Here is a 16,979-nt window from a genome sequence, read left to right on the forward strand (position 1 = left end):
ACACGCTGGATAGCGCGCGGATCGCGGTGCCGCCGCAGCCAGCGTCGCCCCCGGCGGCGGCCAACGACATCACCGGCGCGATCCCGACGGTGCCGGCTACCGGCGGGAAGCTTGCCATGATCGTGGTGCCGCCGACCGAGCGGCTGCCCGACGGCATCGGCGGACCGGTATTGCGCGCCGCCGCGTTGAAGGGCGACCCGGCCGCGGCCTACGAGATCGGCATGCGCTTTGCCGAAGGCAAGGGCGTTGCCTCGAACCTCGAGGAAGCCGCCAAGTGGTATGACCGCGCGGCGCAGGCCGGCGTGGTGCCCGCGATCTTCCGGCTCGGCACCTTCTACGAGAAGGGCCTGAGCGTGAAACGCGACGTCGATATTGCGCGGCGTTACTATCAGCAGGCGGCCGAACGCGGCAGCGCCAAGGCGATGCACAATCTGGCCGTGCTCGACGCCGACGGCGGCGGCAAGGGCGCCAATTACAAGAGCGCGTCGGTATGGTTCCGCAAAGCCGCCGATCGCGGCGTCGCCGACAGCCAGTTCAACCTCGGCATCCTCTATGCCCGCGGCATCGGCGTCGAACAGAACCTCGCCGAATCCTTCAAATGGTTCAGCCTCGCCGCGGCCCAGGGCGACGCAGATGCGGGGCGCAAACGCGACGATATCGCCAAGCGCCTCGACATCCAGTCGCTGGCGGCTGCCAGGCTCGCGATCCAGACTTTTACGCCGGAGCCGCAACCCGACGACGCCGTCAACGCGGCGTCACCCGCCGGGGGCTGGGATTCGGCACCGGCAAGCACGGCCAAGCCCGCCGCCAAGCCCGCTGCGACCAAGCGCACCGCCGCCGTTCATTAAAGTTCATTAAGACGAGTTGCGATGCCGGCGGCATCGCCGCCATATCCTCGGCCATAAATTCGTATAATGCTTCGGGCCAGCCCGACCGCGAGCGGGTCCGCCTGCAACGAGGATCGATTGTCGACCGACGACAGCCAGGATGGAGAAAATCGCTTCCGCAGGTCGCCGACAGGCCCTGCGGTAGCGCCGCCGCGCATACCGCCCGGCCGGGCCCCCACACCGCCAGTCCAGTTGCCTTGGCATAAACGGCATTTCTGGACGGTCGTAATCTTCATCCTGCTGGTTGCCGGCGTCGCCATTCGCGCCTACCGGGACCTGTCGCAGCCGGAGGCCTGGGACTACTGGAAGGACCAGTACGTCTCCCCAGGCCTGACATCCCAGGTGATCGACACGCTCCATCTCGATGGTTCGAGCCGGGGCCGGCGTGCCCTGTTCATCAGCGGGACGATCGGCCCGGCCGCCGCGAACTGGTTTCGCGGCAGTCTGGACCAGGCCAATCTGGCGGCGGGCGACATCGTCCTGTTGGCCTCCCCCGGCGGCGATCTGAACCAGGCCGCTATCATGGGCGAGATCATCCGGTCACGCTCGCTGGCGACCGCGGTCGGCAGCGCCGACGCTTCGGGCCGCGTCAAGCCTGGCTACTGCGCCAGCGCCTGCGTGCTCGTCTATGCCGGCGGCAAGGCCCGCTTCGGCGTATTGGGCTCGGCCCTGGGTGTTCATCGGTTTGTCACAACCCGGCCAGTCGATGATCCCGTCGCCGAGGCACAACGGGTTTCCGGCGCGGTGCTGGGCTACATGACCAAAATGGGGGTCTCGTCTTCCATAGTGGAAGCGATGTCCGAGACCCGCGAGATTCGCTGGCTCAGCCCCAAGCAGGCGCTAGCGATGAACCTCGTCACCGAGCCGCTCGGAAAGCCCTGAGCCCGCCGAGCACCGGGCCACACGAACCGACCTGCCCAACGAATTTGTAACAGCGTTTCAACATCCTGACGGACGCGCGGGCATGTACGGCAAAAATTTGCCTTTCCGGGCGTTTTTAGTCCCTCATCCCTTCGAATTCAGTTATGCAAAGGCGCAGGAACCGGCCCTGCGCACGCAAACGTGCATGCGCGAACCGGATCCCACTGCCGGCAAATTAGAAGAGAAACCATGCCGTGAGCGGCCTCCGGCCGTCTGTTGCGGCAAAGCTACAAAAAGCAGACGCGCGTGCAGCTCTACCTCCCGATCGCCGACATTCCAGTCAATGTCTTCCTCATCCTGGCGATGGGCGCGGCGGTCGGGTTCGTCTCCGGCATGTTCGGGATCGGCGGCGGCTTCCTGATGACGCCGCTGTTGATCTTCGTCGGCATTGCGCCAGCGGTCGCGGTCGCCTCCGTCGCCAGCCACATCGCCGCCTCCTCGTTTTCCGGCGCGATATCCTATTGGCGACGGCGCGCCATCGATCCGCTCCTGGCGTTGGTGCTATTGACCGGCGGCACTCTGGGCACGGCGCTGGGGGTATGGACCTTCACGCTGCTGCGCTCGCTGGGTCAGCTCGATCTCATGATCGCGACGTCTTACGTGATCCTGCTGACCACCGTCGGCGCTCTGATGTTCTGGGAGGGCCTGCGCGCGCTGTTGCGGGCCCGCCGCGGCGGTCCAGTCACCACGCGCCGCCCGGGCAGCCATGTCTGGATCCATGGATTGCCGCTGAAGATGCGCTTCAAGCGCTCGAAAATCTACCTGTCCGTCATTCCCGTCGTGGTGATCGGCCTGATCATCGGCTTCATCGGTGCCGTGATGGGTATCGGCGGCGGCTTCATCCTGGTGCCGCTGCTGATCTACGTGCTGCGGGTGCCGACCTCGACCGTGATCGGCACTTCGATGGTGCTCACGCTGGTCACGATGGTGTTCGCCACCATGCTGCATGCGGTCACGAACCATCTGGTCGATGCCGTGCTGGCGCTGATCCTGATGGTCGGCGGCGTCACCGGCGCGCAATTCGGCGCGCGCGCCGGGCAGAAAATCCGCGGCGAGCATTTGCGGCTCCTGCTCGGGCTGTTGGTGCTCGCCGTCGGTGTCCGTTTTGCCGTCGAACTGGTGATCCGGCCCGAGGATCTCTTCACCATCCGCGAAACGGGGGTGACGGAATGACCTTGCGGCTCATCCTCATGCTCGGATGGCTTGCGCTGGGCTTGGCGCTCGCGGCCTCGCCCGCGCGGGCCGAACGGCTGATCGTGTCGGTGTCGAACCACCGCGTCACCGTGACGCCGAACTACTCCGGCGAGGAACTGGTGCTGTTCGGCTCGGTGGAAAAGGACGCGAACACGTCGGCCAATCGCACTTACGATCTGGTGGTGACGGTTGCCGGCCCGCGCGCCGACATGGTGACGCGCCGCAAGGAGCGCCGGTTCGGGATCTGGATCAACACCGACTCCCGGCAATTCCTGGGCGTGCCGACCTATCTGGCGCTGTTTTCCAACCGCCCGTTCGACGCCATCGCCTCTCCCGAGGTGCAGCGGCGACAGCAGCTCGGGCTGAACAACGTATTGCTGACCCAGCGCGTCGGCCCCGACTACGCCGACGTCGTGCCCGACGACGCGTTCCGCAGCGCCTTCGTGCGCCTACGCAAACAGCACGGCCTCTATCGCGAGGAGACCTCGGCGGTGACGTTCCTGACGCCGACGCTGTTCCGCACCGGCATTCCGCTGCCGGCCGAAGTGCCGATCGGTCTCTATAACGTCGAGATCAAGCTGTTCGCCGACGGCGCGCTGGTGGCCAAGACGGACACCGCGTTCGAAATCGTCAAGGTCGGCTTCGAGCAGTTCGTTGCCACCACCGCGCAGCAGCATGGCTTCGTCTACGGGCTGATCACCGCGTTCATGGCACTGATGACGGGATGGATGGCCTCGATCGTGTTCAGGAAGGATTGAGCGTTATTGCGTAGGTTGGGTGGAGCGCAGCGATACCCAACGTCGGACCTGCCCCGGGCTCGAATATGATGGGTATCGCTTCGCTCCACCCATCCTACGGTTTCCCGACAAAAAAAACCACGCCCATCGCGACGACGCTGAGCATCATCGCTGCCGTCGACAGCCAGCCTAGCCAATAGAGCCAGCCGCCGACGACGAAGGTGCCCATCACGTCCTTGCGGCGCGCCATGAACATCAGCAGCACCATCACGGGGACGGCGAGCACGCCGTTGATGACGGCGCTCCAGTACAACGCCGAGATTGGGTTGATCGGCGTGAAGTTCAGCGCGATGCCTATACCCGCCGACAGTGCCAGCACGGCGTAGAATGCGGCGGCTTCCTTCGGTTTGCGCGCGAGCCCGACCGGCCATCGGCACCCCTCGCCGACGGCGTACGCCGCAGCGCCGGCGAGCACCGGGATCGCCAGCAACCCCGTACCGACGATGCCGAGCGCAAAGATCGCTTCCGCAAACGCGCCGGCGATCGGACGCAGCGCCTCGGCCGCTTCCGCCGAGCTCTGGATGTCGGTCTTGCCTGCCGCATGCAGCGTCGCCGCCGCAGTCACGATGATCGACAGCGCGATCAAATTGGAGAACGCCATGCCGATGATGGTGTCGGCGCGGATGCGGCTAAATTCCCGCCGCGCGCCGTAGTGTTTTTCGATCAGGGGACGCTTGGCCGCGTCGACGCGCTGGTCCTCGGCTTCCTGCGACGCCTGCCAGAAGAACAGATAGGGCGAGATCGTGGTGCCGAGGATCGCGACGATGGTGGTGAAATAGTCGATGCTCCAGGTCAGGCGCGGCACGAGGACGCCGGCGAGCGCGTCACCCCAGGAAACCTTGGCGAAGGCGAGCGCCGCGACATAGGCGAACAGGCTCAGCGTCAGCCATTTCAACACCGCGACGTAGCGCTTGTAATCGAGGAAGATCTGCGCCGCCACCGACGTCACACCGAACAGCAGGACATAGATGATGCTGTGGCCGCCGATCAGGAGCTTGGCGGCATCCGCCATGGCGCCGAGATCGGCGCCGATGTTGATGGTGTTGGCGATGAACAGCAGCGCCACCACAAAATTAAGCAGCCATGACGAATAATGCCGGCTCACATTGCCCGATATGCCATGGCCGGTGACGCGGCCGACCCGCGCGGAAATTTCCTGGATCGCCGCCATCAGCGGAAACGTCAGCAGCATGGTCCAGCCGATACCGTAGCCGAGCTGCGCGCCGGCCTGACTATAGGTGCCGATCCCCGACGGATCGTCGTCGGATGCGCCGGTGATCAGTCCGGGGCCGAGCGCCTTCAGCGCATGGCGGAAGCGAGACGCTCGCGGCGGTTGGTTCTTCACGGCCTGCTTTGAATGACTGGAGGCCGAACTTGCGCGATGCTTCAAACTTGATTTGGTACGATTGGTCATGCTGGGTCCAGCCGCACCGACAACGACCCTGAAGGGATTCAGTTCCTGAATGGCAACTTGCTTCAGGGTCGCTGCGCCGGACCCACAAGCGCCGGTTAGGGGGCGTGCGGCGGCTCGATGATCGTCGCAACACCCGGCTCCAGGATCCGCAAGCGCGATCCAAAACCCAGCGTATCGAAGGTGGCGCGCAGATCGTCCGCGCCCTGACGAAAGTGTTTCCAGCCCTCGGTATGCACGGGAATAATTACCGCGTCGGGAAAGGCGCGCGCGGTCTCGATGGTGTCGTTAGTGTCCATGGTGATGTGGAAGGGCCGGCGGGTTTGCGCCGCGCCTGCAAACGGCAGCACGACGCCTGCCTTGAAACGCTTGGCAACGTCGGCAACGCCGTCGTACCAGACGGTGTCGCCGCTGATATAGATCGGGCGACTACCGGGCTTGCTTGACGAGACCACAAAGCCGATGACGTCACCCGCCAGTGGCTCGATGCCGGCCGGGCCATGACGCGCGGGCGTCGCGGTAATCGTCAGTGAATGCCCGTTACGGCCGGTCAGTTCGGTGACCTGCCACGGCGCAAAGCCTTCGGCATGGCCGCCGAGCCGCTTCGCGCCGACTTCCGTCGTCAGCACGCGCCTCGCTGATTTGAGAAAATCGCGCCCCGCATGGTCGAGATTGTCCGAATGCTGGTCGTGGCTGAGCAGCACGGCATCTACATCGCCGATATCATGCGCGCTGATGGCGGGGCCAACCAGCTTCTCCAGCTTGACATGCGGCAGTTGATAGGCGCCGGGCTCGTCGAAAGTCGGATCGGTGAGCAGGCGGAAGCCGTCGACTTCAATCAGCGCGGTGGGTCCGCCGATCAGGGTGATGGTAACTGTCATGACTTGCTCCTTCTATCAAGATTGATCGGTAGCCGCGGTGGGGCGGGTCACCAGATAAATGCCGAGGGCTACGGGAACGATGCCGAGCAGATCGCGGAATTCGACGTGTTCGCCGAGTACGAGAAAGGCGAACAGCATGCCGAGCGGCGGCATCAGGAAGTGATAGGCGCTCGCGGCCGTCGCGCCGCAAACCTTCAATAGATGAAACCAGAGCAGATAGGCCAGGATCGAGCCGCCCAGCACGAGGAAGGCGAACGCACCCAACAGCCGCGCGCTCGGGACGATCTCATCGACGCTGGACAGGGTGAAGGCGAATGGCAGCAGCACGATGCCTGCTGAGAGATTCTGCACGCCGTTGCCGACCCAGAGGCTGCCCTTTGGCGCCAGCACCTTGAACAGGATGGTGCCCGCCACGATCGAGGCCAATGACGCCAGCGTGAACAGGATGCCGTGCCAGTCGTCCGTACCGACCGACATGCGATGCCAGACGATAAAACCGACGCCGGCGATGCCGAGCAATAGCCCCGTCACCTTGCGCCAGGTCAGCGTCTCACCGAGGAAGGCCGCCGCGAGCACCGCGGTGAAAACCGGATTGGCGCTGACGATCAGGCCGCCGAGGCCGGCGGATACCGTCTGCAGGCCGGTATAGCCGAGGCCGAGATAGAGCGCGTTGTTGGCAACGCCGAGGATCGCGAAAATGCCGGCGTCGCGCCAGGTGAGTGAGGACCACGCTTCGCCGCGCAGCGCGGTGACGCCGAGGATCAGGATGCCGGCCAGCGAAAAGCGCGCGGTGAGCAGGATCAGCGGCGGGCAATCGGTAACGCCGACCTTACCGGCGACAAAAGCGAAGCTCCAGAGCAGACAGAAGAGCGCGATATAGAGCGGGAGCGGATTGAAGCCGGTGCGGGGAACCGCGACCGAGGGGGCGAGCGACATGGGAGTCTCCTTGCCCCATGATCTAGAGCCGTGCCTTGATATTTGGAAATTAAATGATAGACTGACATCCAGTTGATTTATAAATGGAGCATTCACATGCTCGATCTCGAACTGCTGCGCAGCTTCGTCTCCGTGGTCGATGCCGGCGGCTTCACCCGCGCCGGTGAGCGCGTCCACCGCACGCAATCGACCGTCAGCCAGCAGATCAAGCGGCTGGAAGACGACGTCGGCCAGCCGCTGCTCAACCGCAACGGAAAGGATGTGACGCCGACCGAAGCCGGCGAGCGGCTGTTGTCCTATGCGCGGCGCCTGCTGGCGCTGGCGGAAGAGGCGCGCGATGTGGTGGCGCGCCCGGAGAGCGAAGGCGCTGTTCGGCTCGGCGTTTCCGAGGATTTCGCTGCCTATCGCCTCGCCAAACTTCTGGCGACGTTCGCGCGGTCACGGCCCGGCCTGCGGCTCGACGTGCGCGCCGACCAAAGCACATATCTCAGACGCGATATCGAACGCGGCGATCTCGATCTCGCGCTGCTCAAGCGCGACGCCGGTGAGAAAGGCGCGATCGCCGTGTGGCCCGAGAAAGTGCATTGGGTCACCAGCAAGACCCAGCCGCTCGACATCAGTTCCGGCTCGGTGCCGCTGATCGGCTTTCCCGCCGGCTGTCTCTATAGGGCGCGCGCCATCCATGCGCTCGAAAGCGCCGGACGCTCATGGCACATGGCCTATACAAGCTCAGGCCTCGCCGGCATTCAGGCGGCGGTCGCCGCAGGGCTGGGTTTGAGCATTCTCTCCGACATCGCCATCCAACCCGGCCATCGCGTGCTGACGGCGAAGGAGGGCTTTGCGCCGATCGACAAGACGGAAGTGGCGCTGATGGCTTCCCCTGATGCGAGCCCGGCGACGTTGCGGCTCGCCGATCGCCTCGCCGAATTCTGCGACAGCGTGGAAGCGAAGGCGGCGTAGGTCGTCCCTCATGGTGAGGAGCGCGAAGCGCGTCTCGAACCATGAGGCCCGCGGCCCATCCTTCGAGACGCCGCTGCGCGGCTCCTCAGGATAAGGTCGTCATGTGTGGCCACTCAATAACACCGCGACGCGGCGATGGTGTGCAGCCGGTTGTCACCGAGCACATGCGCCATGAAGCCCGGCGTCTGGAAAATTTTCGCAAAGGCCGGATCGCGGATGCTCAAACCGCCGGTGTAGGCGCCGAAGGCGGGCATCACGGCGCGTTCGCCGTCGCTCGCAAAGCACCGCCGCTCCATCGATCGCCCGCGGGTGGCGACGCGCGCCTTGGGATGCAGGTGGCCGGCGATTTCGCCCGCTACGCCGGTCGGCTCATGACGGAACGCAATCGGGCCGATCGCGACTTCGCTTGCCACCACGCCGCCGAGATCGGACGGTAGCGCCGGATCGTGATTGCCCGAAATCCAGATCCAGTCGCGCCGCGCCTGCATCGCCGAGAGCGCGTCGCGATCAGGCGCCGACAGCCGTTCATGCGCGGCTCGGTCGTGAAAACTGTCGCCGAGCGCAATCACCATGCGCGGGTCGTGGCGCGCGATCACGGCGGCGAGACGGCCGAGCGTCGCCACCGTGTCATAAGGTGGCAGCAGCACGCCGCGCGTCGCAAAACTGGAGCCCTTTTCCAGGTGCAAATCGGAAACGACGAGCAGGCGCTGCTCGTGCCAGAACAGCGCGCCGGAGAGGTCGGCAACGAACGTGACGTCTGCAACCATGACCTTCGAGGCGCGCATCTCTTGATCGTCTCCCGAAGATTGCGCCCCCGCCGTCACGTCCTACCCCATCGCCTCTTTGATGAGTTCATCGGCGGCTTCCGCCAGCAACTCATCTCCTGCTTCGCCATAAACTGACTCGCGGCCGATTTCCAGCATCACGGGAACGGCGAGCGGCGAAACATGTTCGAGTTCCCGATGGGTGATTCGCCCCTGAATGCGCGAGAGCATATCACCCAGACGCTTGAGATCGAGCAGGCCGGCGGCGGCGTCCGCGCGCGCCGCGCGGAGCAGCACGTGGTCGGCCTGGTGCTTTCGCAAGACGTCATAGACGAGGTCGGTCGAGAACAGTACCTGGCGGCGGCTCTTCTCCTCGCCGGTGAAGCGGCGCGGGATCAGGCCCGAGATCAGCGCGCAATTGCGGAAGGTGCGCTTCATCAGCGCGGATTCCGCCAGCCACGCCTCGAGATCGTCGCCAAGCATGTCGGGCGCGAACAGTGCGGCGAAATCGAGCTTGCCGTGGCGAACCATGAAGGAAATGTCGCCAAGGCCCCAGATCGCCAGCGCATATTCGTTGGCGACGAAGCCGAGCGGCCGGGCGCGGGCGCGCTCCAGCCGGCGCGTTAGCAGCATGCCGAGCGTCTGGTGCGCGAGACGGCCCTCGAACGGATAGCACACCATGTAATGCTTGCCGCCGCGCGGAAAGGTTTCGATCAGGAGCTCGCGCACGCCGGGCACGCGGGAAAAATCCCGCTGCAGCGACAGCCAGTCGCGCACCTGTTCCGGCAGTGCATTCCATTGCCGCCGGTCGTCCAGCAGTTTCCGCACGCGTTCGGCCAGATAGGTCGAGAGTGGAAACTTGCCGCCCATATAGGACGGCACCTTGGCGTCTTTGTCGTTGGAGCGGGAGACATAAACCTGGTCTTCGACCAGCGCCTCGTAACGCACGATCTCGCCACCGAACACAAAAGTGTCGCCGGCGACCAAGCCTTCGATAAAGTATTCCTCGATCTCGCCCAGCATCCTGCCGCCGCGGCCGATCATGCCGGTGGAGCCGGCCCCGCCGCCACGTCCACGCACCAGCTTTACCTTCAGCATCGCTTCTTCGACGATGGTGCCGACATTGAGGCGATAGCTCTGCCGCACCTTTGGATTGGCGACGCGCCAGCGTCCCTGCTTGTCCTGCTTGATGCGGGCGAAACGCTCATAGGTCTTCAGCGCATAGCCGCCGGTGGCGACAAAATCGACGACGTCGTCGAAATCGCCGCGCGTCAGCGAAGCGTATGGCGCCGAGGTCAGCACTTCCGCATAAAGTTCGTCTGACAGGAACGGTTCGCCGCAGGCGCAGCCGAGCACGTGCTGCGCCAGCACGTCGAGCGCGCCGGTGCGCAGCGGCGGGGTGTCCTGCGCATTCTCGGCGATCGCGTCGATGGCGACGCGGCACTCCAGCACTTCGAAACGGTTGGCCGGGATCAGAACCGCGCGCGAGGGTTCATCGAGGCGGTGGTTGGCGCGGCCGATGCGCTGCATCAGCCGCGAGGCGCCTTTGGGCGCGCCGACATTGATAACGAGATCGATGTCGCCCCAGTCGATGCCGAGATCGAGCGAAGAGGTGCAGACCACGCCGCGCAATCGGCCCGCGGCCATGGCCTCCTCGACCTTGCGGCGCTGCGCAACGTCGAGCGAGCCGTGGTGCAGCGCGATGGAGAGGCCATCGTCGTTCATCCGCCAGAACTCCTGAAACAGCATTTCGGCCTGGCTGCGCGTGTTGACGAAGATCAGCGTGGTCTTGTTGCGCTTGATCAGCTCATACATCTCGCCGAGCGCATGCCGCGCGGTATGGCCGGCCCAGGGCAGGCGCTCCCTGGTATCGAGCATCTCGACGACGGGTGCCGCCGCCCCGCCCGCCACGACTATATCGGAGGAGATTTCCCTGCCGCCCTGCTGCGGCACCAGAAAGCGTGCCAGCGATTCCGGCTCTGCCACCGTTGCCGACAGTCCAATCGCGCGCATCTCCGGCGCCAGCCGCCACAGCCGCGCCAGCCCGAGCGACAGCAGATCGCCGCGCTTGGAGGTAACCAGCGCATGCAGCTCGTCGAGCACGATACGCTTGAGCGAAGAGAACAGAAACGGCGCGTCGTCCGAAGACAGCAACAGCGCCAGTTGTTCGGGCGTGGTAAGCAGGACATCCGGCGGATAGCGCCGCTGCCGCTGCCGCCGCGACACCGGGGTATCGCCGGTGCGGGTCTCGACCTTGATCGGCAGGCCCATCTCGGCAATCGGCGTCTCCAGATTGCGCGCGATATCGACCGCGAGCGCTTTCAGTGGCGAGATGTAGAGGGTGTGAAGGCCGCCGCTGCGTTTGACGCTGCGGCCGGTGGAGATGAGGTTCTTCTCGCCGCCGCCCTTCGGAACGGCGGAAAGCTCCACCAGCGTCGGCAGAAAGCCGGCCAGCGTCTTGCCCGCACCGGTCGGCGCAATCAGCAGCGCCGACGCATCATCGCTGGCTTTTGCCAGCAGCGCCAGCTGATGCTCGCGCGGCGACCAGCCGCGCGCGGCGAACCAGCGGCGGAAGCGGTCGGGCAGCAGCGCAGCCGTTTCAAGCGGCGTGAACGGTAAGGGATCAAGCGACGGCACGGAGAAGAGGTAAGCCGTCCGGGCGAGTTCGTCGAGGGGCCGGAGCTACCTCATCTCGCCCGCTGACGTCCGATCCGTCACCCCCGCGCAACGGCTTCGCCGTTGTCGCTGGAGGTGCGAGCGCGAGCGAGCCTCGAAGGGTACGCGGCCCCGCTGGTGGCCGTCGCCCTTCGAGACGCGCGTTCCGCGCTCCTCAGGGTGACGGGACCACGAGCGAGGGAAGGCGCGCGCCCGCTACTCCGTCACCGGCTTGTCCGAAATGTCCCAGTCCTTGCCGTTGAAGATCGAGATATAGAGCGTCTTCATCGGGGTGTAGTCGTCGGGCGTGTAGCTGTAGGTCACGCCGTCCAGCATGTAGGGAGAATGGAAGCCCGCCAGCGTTGTGGCTTGCTTTAGAACGTTGGCGCGGGTGAGCTCGTCGCCGCAACGGCGCAGGATCTCCGCCATCGCCACCACCTGGCCGTAACCGGCAAAAGCGATGGTGTTATCAGGATCGACATTGGACAGGTACTTTTTGCGCAGTTCTTCGAACGCCATCACGTCGGGATCCTTCTCGAAGCGCGGCACGCCGACCTCCTTGGCGTAGCGGATCGCGACGATGCCCGTGGCGTTCTCGAAGCCGGCGGCACTGAGAATCGAACGACCGGTCGATCCCGCCGACAACAGATGCAGCGGCTTCCAGCCGAGTTCGGCCAGTTTGCGGATCGACTGCGACGACGCCTTGCCGGTGGAGATATTGTAGAAGACGTCAGCGCCCGATTTGGAGAGATTGATGAGCTGCGAATCGATCGTCGGCTCGGTCAGATCGTAGGTCTGCTCCATGATCACCTTGGCGGTGCCGCCGGCATCGGCCAGCACCTTCTTGAAGGGGCCAAGAAAATCGCGACCGAAATCGTCGTTCTGGTAGAGGATGCCGACCTTCGCGTTCGGCTTCACGCTCACGACATGCTTGGCGAGAATGCGTGCTTCGGTCGGATACAGCGGCAGGCCCGCCATGGTCCATTTGAAGTTCTTGGGATCGTTCCATTTCGACGCGCCCGTATTGAGCAGGAGCTGCGGCACGCCTTTCGAGTTGAGGTATTTGTGCACGGCGGTCTGCGGCGCGGTGCCGAGCGAGCCATACAGCGCCAGCACTTCCTCCTGCTCGACCAGCCGCCGCGTCGCCTCGACGCATTTTGGCGCGCTGTAGGCGTCGTCCATGGAGAGGAATTTTACCTTGCGTCCGTTGATGCCGCCCTTTTCGTTCAGCATCTGGAAATAAGCCTCGCCGACCCGGCCCAACACGCCGTAGAGCGAGCCGGGACCGGAATGCGGCACGGTCTGCCCGATCTTGATTTCGGTGTCGCTGGCGCCCGGATCGTATTTCTTCTCCGCGGCCCGGACGAAGGGCGCGGGCATGGCTGATGCGAGGACAGTGGCGAGCGCGGTGGCGCCGAATTCGCGCCGGGTTTGTTTGTTCTTCATTATTGTTCTCCCTTATGGGAGTCTTGATCAGGCATTCCGGCCTCAGTGGCAATAGCTGACATGTCGCACGCAATGCCGCATTCGCGGCGCGCGTAGCGTCTAGACTCAAGTTTTCGCGGCGACGGCGACCAGCCCGGGAACCGGCGCGTTGTCCTCGTTGCGGGCGGAGCGATCTTCCAGCAGAGATAATTTGAGCCCGGAGACTTCAACCGAAGCGCGCACGTAAGCCGCAGCGTGAGCATAGCGCAGCCCTCGCCCGATAACGACGCCCCCACCATCATGGGTCTCGGCGGTGAATGCGAGCAGAGCACCTGCAGCAAGCACACGAGCGGCTTCCGCCAGCACGGGGGCGAGATCGGCGACATAGACCATCGCATCGGCGGCGAGGATGAGATCGGCGCTTGCATCCGCCCGGCCGCGCAAGCCCTGCAGCATGTCGGCGACTTCAAGCTCGGCATAGAGGCCACTGGCGCGCGCCCGCTCGATCATGCGCGGCGACAGATCGATGCCGATGAAATGATCAACCCCCTTGGCGAACGTTGATGCCGCAAGCCCGGTGCCGCAGCCGAGATCGATCGCGCGCTTGAAGAACGCCGGCTTGCGCGCGGCTGATCGCACCGACAGCACCGCCCGGAACAACAGCTCCGGGCCGCGATAGCCGAGATCGCCCACCAGCGACGATTCAAATCGCGGCGCATACTGGTCAAATAGCGTCTGCACATAGGCCTGCGACATGCCGGACAATGGTTCGGCGCCGAGCCGCATCAATCGAAGCCCCGCGCCGTGCCGATCATCGGAATCGCTGGCCTGAGCCTTTCGAAACGCCGCAATCGCCGCGTCGTGCTCGCCGAGCTCTTCGCGGATGCCGGCGAGCGTGAACCAGGCGGACGTGAAATTGGGCGCCAGTTCGATCGCTTGCATCAGGAGATCGGCAGCGGCGGGTAGGTCGCCCTTCAAGTGCAGGTCGCGGGCAAATTCGAACCGGCGGTCGGCCATCAGATCGCCGGAGGAGAGAAAAAGGCGGGCAGGCATGGGTTCCGAAACATGTCATTGCCAGGCTTGCCGACCTCGCTGAAGCTTCGCCGGCCTGACACTAGAGTGCCCGGCGAAGCCTTGGCGTAGCCGGGACCCGGCAATCCATCAATAAAGGGAGACTCTTCAGAAGATGGATGCGCGGGTCAAGCCCGCGCATGACGGGTAAAATCCGGCGCGAGACCTCCTATATGTCAGGCATGCGTCCGCAGGACATCCTGATTCCCCTTCCCGCCGGCCTGTGCTGCAAGCCGGGCGGCTTTCATATCGACCCGGTGCGCCCGGTCGAGCGGGCCGTGATTACCCACGGCCATTCCGATCATGCCCGGCCCGGCCATGGCGCCGTACTCGCCACGCAGGAAACGCTCGACATGATGCGGCTGCGCTACGGCGACAATTTCGCCCGCAGCACCCAGGCCATTCGCTATGGCGAGGAAATTCGGCTCGGCGACGTCACCATCAAATTCCATCCTGCGGGTCACGTGCTGGGCTCGGCGCAGATTGCGGTGAGTTGCAAGGACACCTGCATCGTCGCCTCCGGCGACTACAAGGACGCGACTGATCCGACCTGCGCGCCGTTCGAAGTGGTGCCCTGCGACGTCTTCATCACCGAGGCAACATTCGGACTGCCGGTGTTTCGCCATGGCGATGCGGCGGATGAGGTGAAGAAGTTGTTGGCATCAGTGGCGCTGTTTCCGGAGCGCGCGCATCTGGTCGGCGCCTATTCGCTCGGCAAGGCGCAGCGTGTGATCGCGCTGCTGCGCGAGCAGGGCTATGACGCGCCGATTTACCTCCACGGCGCGATGGAAACGATCACACACTACTATGAAAGGCGTGGCGTCGCGCTCGGCGAGCTACGTCCGGTCAGGGGCGTGAAGAAGGCCGATCTCGCCGGCACCATCACGCTGGCGCCGCCATCGGCTACCTCAGACATCTGGACGCGACGTTTCCCCGATCCGGTCACGGCGTTCGCCTCGGGCTGGATGCGGGTACGGGCGCGCGCCCGCCAGCGCGGCGTCGAACTGCCGCTGGTGATATCAGACCACGCCGACTGGGACGGCCTGACCGCAACCATCGAAGCCACCGGCGCCGGCGAGATCTGGGTCACGCATGGCCAGGAAGACGCGCTGGTGCATTGGTGCAAGGCGCGCGGGCTGGCCGCGCGGCCGCTCGACCTCGTCGGCTACGGCGACGAGGAGGAGCACGAGGTGGTCGCGGCCGACGAGGCCGAGGCATGAACCGCTTCGCCGAACTTCTGGATCGCCTCGCCTATGAGCCCGGCCGCAACAACAAGTTGCGGCTGATCACGGGCTATTTTCGTGAAGTCGGAGATCCCGACCGCGGCTACGCGCTGGCGGCGCTGACCGGCGCGCTGTCGTTCAAGCATGCCAAGCCGGGACTGGTCCGCGATCTGATTATGGATCGCACCGATCCGGTGTTGTTCGGGCTGTCGTATGATTACGTCGGCGATTTATCCGAGACGGTCGCGCTGATGTGGCCAAGGGGTGGCGATCACTACGGCGAGTCTTTGCTGAGCCACCCCTCTCCCCCGCCCTCCCCCGCAAGGGGGGAGGGAGCCCAGTTGAGTGCTGCGCTGTCACCGCGACTCAACTCGAAAGCCGCACTCACAACTCTCACTGTTCCCTCCCCCCTTGCGGGGGAGGGCCAGGGAGAGGGGTATCCCACGGGTGAGCAACGCGGCCACAATAACCCTCCGCCGCCGACGCTGAGTGAAGTCGTCACCACCCTTCGCACCCTCGGCAAGACCGAGCTGCCGGCGCAGCTCGCGCGCTGGCTCGACGAGCTCGACGAGACCGGCCGCTGGGCGCTGCTGAAACTCGTCACCGGCGCGATGCGGATCGGGATTTCGGCGCGGCTCGCCAAAACCGCCGCGGCCGCACTCGGCGACAAGGACCCGCACGAGATCGAACTGATCTGGCCGGGACTTTCCCCGCCCTATCTCGACCTGTTCGCGTGGCTGGAAGGCCGCGGCGACAAGCCGGTCAACCGCGATCCGGCGCCGTTCCGCCCGGTAATGCTGGCCCATGCGATCGAGGATACGGATTTCGCCAGCCTCGATCCGTCCGATTACATCGCGGAATGGAAGTGGGACGGCATCCGCGTGCAGGCGGTCTCGGGCCGCGACGAGCGCGGCCACATGCAGGCGCGGCTCTATTCGCGCACCGGCGAGGACATCAGCAAGAGCTTTCCCGACCTCTTGCCGTCGCTGCACCTCCCCGGCGCCATCGACGGCGAGCTGTTGGTGCTGCGCGAAGGCCGTGTGCAAACCTTCAACGTGCTGCAGCAGCGGCTGAACCGAAAAGTCGTCTCGCCGAAACTGATCAGCGAATTTCCGATTCACTTGCGCGCCTACGACCTGCTCGGCGACGATGAGAACGACCTGCGCGAACTGCCGTTCGTCGAGCGCCGCGCGCATCTCGAGGCATTCGTCCGGAAGCTGGACGATTCCCGCATCGATCTGTCGCCGACGGTCGCCTTCGATAGCTGGGACGCGCTGATGGCGGCGCGCGCCGATCCCGCAAGCGCTGGGGCGGGCGAAGATGCCGAGGCGGTCGAAGGCGTGATGCTCAAGCGGCGCGACGCGCCGTACCTGCCGGGCCGCCCCAGGGGCCAGTGGTGGAAATGGAAGCGCGACCCGCACATCATCGACGCCGTCTTGATGTATGCGCAGCGCGGCCACGGCAAGCGTTCGTCCTATTATTCGGACTACACCTTCGGCGTCTGGACCTCGGGCGAGGACGGCGAGCAACTGGTGCCGGTCGGAAAAGCCTATTTCGGCTTCACCGACGAGGAACTCTTGCAGATCGACCGTTTCGTCCGCCGCAACACCACGGAAAAGTTTGGCCCGGTGCGGCATGTCGTGCATGAGCCGGACCAGGGCCTGGTGCTGGAAGTCGCCTTCGAGGGATTGGCGCGCTCGCCGCGGCACAAATCCGGCGTCGCGATGCGGTTTCCGCGCATCAGCCGGCTGCGCTGGGACAAGCCGCCGCGCGAGGCCGACCGGCTGGAGACGCTGGAACGGATGCTCAAAGACGTGACGGCAAATTAACATTCCAGCGGCGCATAGCGGCCAT

At 64.9% G+C, this 16,979-nt stretch carries 14 protein-coding genes; 7 read left to right on the forward strand and 7 right to left on the reverse strand.

All coding sequences use genetic code 11. From position 1 onward, the window contains the following. From CP49_RS39205 to CP49_RS39220, 4 genes are all read left to right on the forward strand, one after another. The coding region (locus CP49_RS39205; protein WP_197423357.1) for a tetratricopeptide repeat protein at positions 1-848 on the forward strand (848 nt) is incomplete at its 5' end. Between the two features lie 117 nt (positions 849-965). Continuing rightward, entirely contained in the window at positions 966-1,769 is an 804-nt protein-coding gene (locus tag CP49_RS39210; protein ID WP_057855471.1) for a COG3904 family protein, read from the forward strand. A 285-nt stretch (positions 1,770-2,054) separates the two neighbouring features. Beyond that, a complete protein-coding gene (locus CP49_RS39215) occupies positions 2,055-2,981 on the forward strand; it encodes a sulfite exporter TauE/SafE family protein (protein WP_057855472.1) in 927 nt (308 codons plus the stop codon). Beyond that, the gene (locus CP49_RS39220) at positions 2,978-3,760 is read left to right on the forward strand and encodes a TIGR02186 family protein (RefSeq protein WP_057855435.1); all 783 of its coding nucleotides are present in this window, start codon (positions 2,978-2,980) and stop codon (positions 3,758-3,760) included. The genes CP49_RS39215 and CP49_RS39220 overlap by 4 nt, the downstream gene beginning before the upstream one ends. 94 nt (positions 3,761-3,854) lie before the next feature. Here the strand turns inward: CP49_RS39220 and CP49_RS39225 are convergent, their stop codons facing one another. The 3 genes from CP49_RS39225 to CP49_RS39235 all read right to left on the reverse strand — a co-directional run bounded on the left by CP49_RS39225 (position 3,855) and on the right by CP49_RS39235 (position 7,027). Then, complete coding sequence (locus CP49_RS39225) at positions 3,855-5,144, reverse strand: NRAMP family divalent metal transporter (RefSeq protein WP_057855473.1); 1,290 nt, start codon at positions 5,142-5,144, stop codon at positions 3,855-3,857. A 164-nt stretch (positions 5,145-5,308) separates the two neighbouring features. After that, positions 5,309-6,091, reverse strand: a complete 783-nt coding sequence (locus CP49_RS39230) for an MBL fold metallo-hydrolase (protein WP_057855436.1) — start codon at positions 6,089-6,091, stop codon at positions 5,309-5,311. Between the two features lie 15 nt (positions 6,092-6,106). Then, complete coding sequence (locus CP49_RS39235; protein WP_057855437.1) at positions 6,107-7,027, reverse strand: DMT family transporter; 921 nt, start codon at positions 7,025-7,027, stop codon at positions 6,107-6,109. Positions 7,028-7,123: 96 nt separating this feature from the next. Between CP49_RS39235 and CP49_RS39240 the strand changes: the two genes are divergently transcribed. Continuing rightward, positions 7,124-7,987: a LysR substrate-binding domain-containing protein gene (locus CP49_RS39240; RefSeq protein WP_057855438.1), complete on the forward strand. Its 864-nt coding sequence runs from the start codon at positions 7,124-7,126 to the stop codon at positions 7,985-7,987. A gap of 113 nt (positions 7,988-8,100) precedes the next feature. Here the strand turns inward: CP49_RS39240 and pdeM are convergent, their stop codons facing one another. The 4 genes from pdeM to CP49_RS39260 all read right to left on the reverse strand — a co-directional run bounded on the left by pdeM (position 8,101) and on the right by CP49_RS39260 (position 13,884). Continuing rightward, a complete protein-coding gene (gene pdeM / locus CP49_RS39245; protein ID WP_057855439.1) occupies positions 8,101-8,772 on the reverse strand; it encodes a ligase-associated DNA damage response endonuclease PdeM in 672 nt (223 codons plus the stop codon). 42 nt (positions 8,773-8,814) lie between these two features. Beyond that, entirely contained in the window at positions 8,815-11,388 is a 2,574-nt protein-coding gene (locus tag CP49_RS39250; RefSeq protein ID WP_057855440.1) for a ligase-associated DNA damage response DEXH box helicase, read from the reverse strand. Positions 11,389-11,622: 234 nt separating this feature from the next. Further along, positions 11,623-12,852 (reverse strand): ABC transporter substrate-binding protein, encoded by a 1,230-nt coding sequence (locus tag CP49_RS39255; RefSeq protein WP_057855441.1) that lies wholly within the window; start codon positions 12,850-12,852, stop codon positions 11,623-11,625. Between the two features lie 105 nt (positions 12,853-12,957). Next, positions 12,958-13,884, reverse strand: coding sequence for a class I SAM-dependent DNA methyltransferase (locus tag CP49_RS39260; RefSeq protein WP_057855442.1), 927 nt, complete (start codon positions 13,882-13,884; stop codon positions 12,958-12,960). A 200-nt stretch (positions 13,885-14,084) separates the two neighbouring features. Between CP49_RS39260 and CP49_RS39265 the strand changes: the two genes are divergently transcribed. Together CP49_RS39265 and CP49_RS39270 are read left to right on the forward strand one after the other, a co-directional pair. Next, positions 14,085-15,122: a ligase-associated DNA damage response exonuclease gene (locus CP49_RS39265; protein WP_057855474.1), complete on the forward strand. Its 1,038-nt coding sequence runs from the start codon at positions 14,085-14,087 to the stop codon at positions 15,120-15,122. Further along, positions 15,119-16,954, forward strand: coding sequence for a cisplatin damage response ATP-dependent DNA ligase (locus CP49_RS39270; protein ID WP_057855443.1), 1,836 nt, complete (start codon positions 15,119-15,121; stop codon positions 16,952-16,954). The genes CP49_RS39265 and CP49_RS39270 overlap by 4 nt, the downstream gene beginning before the upstream one ends. Positions 16,955-16,979: the final 25 nt, after the last annotated feature.

Source organism: Bradyrhizobium valentinum (genome assembly GCF_001440405.1).
GTDB classification, from domain to species: domain Bacteria; phylum Pseudomonadota; class Alphaproteobacteria; order Rhizobiales; family Xanthobacteraceae; genus Bradyrhizobium; species Bradyrhizobium valentinum.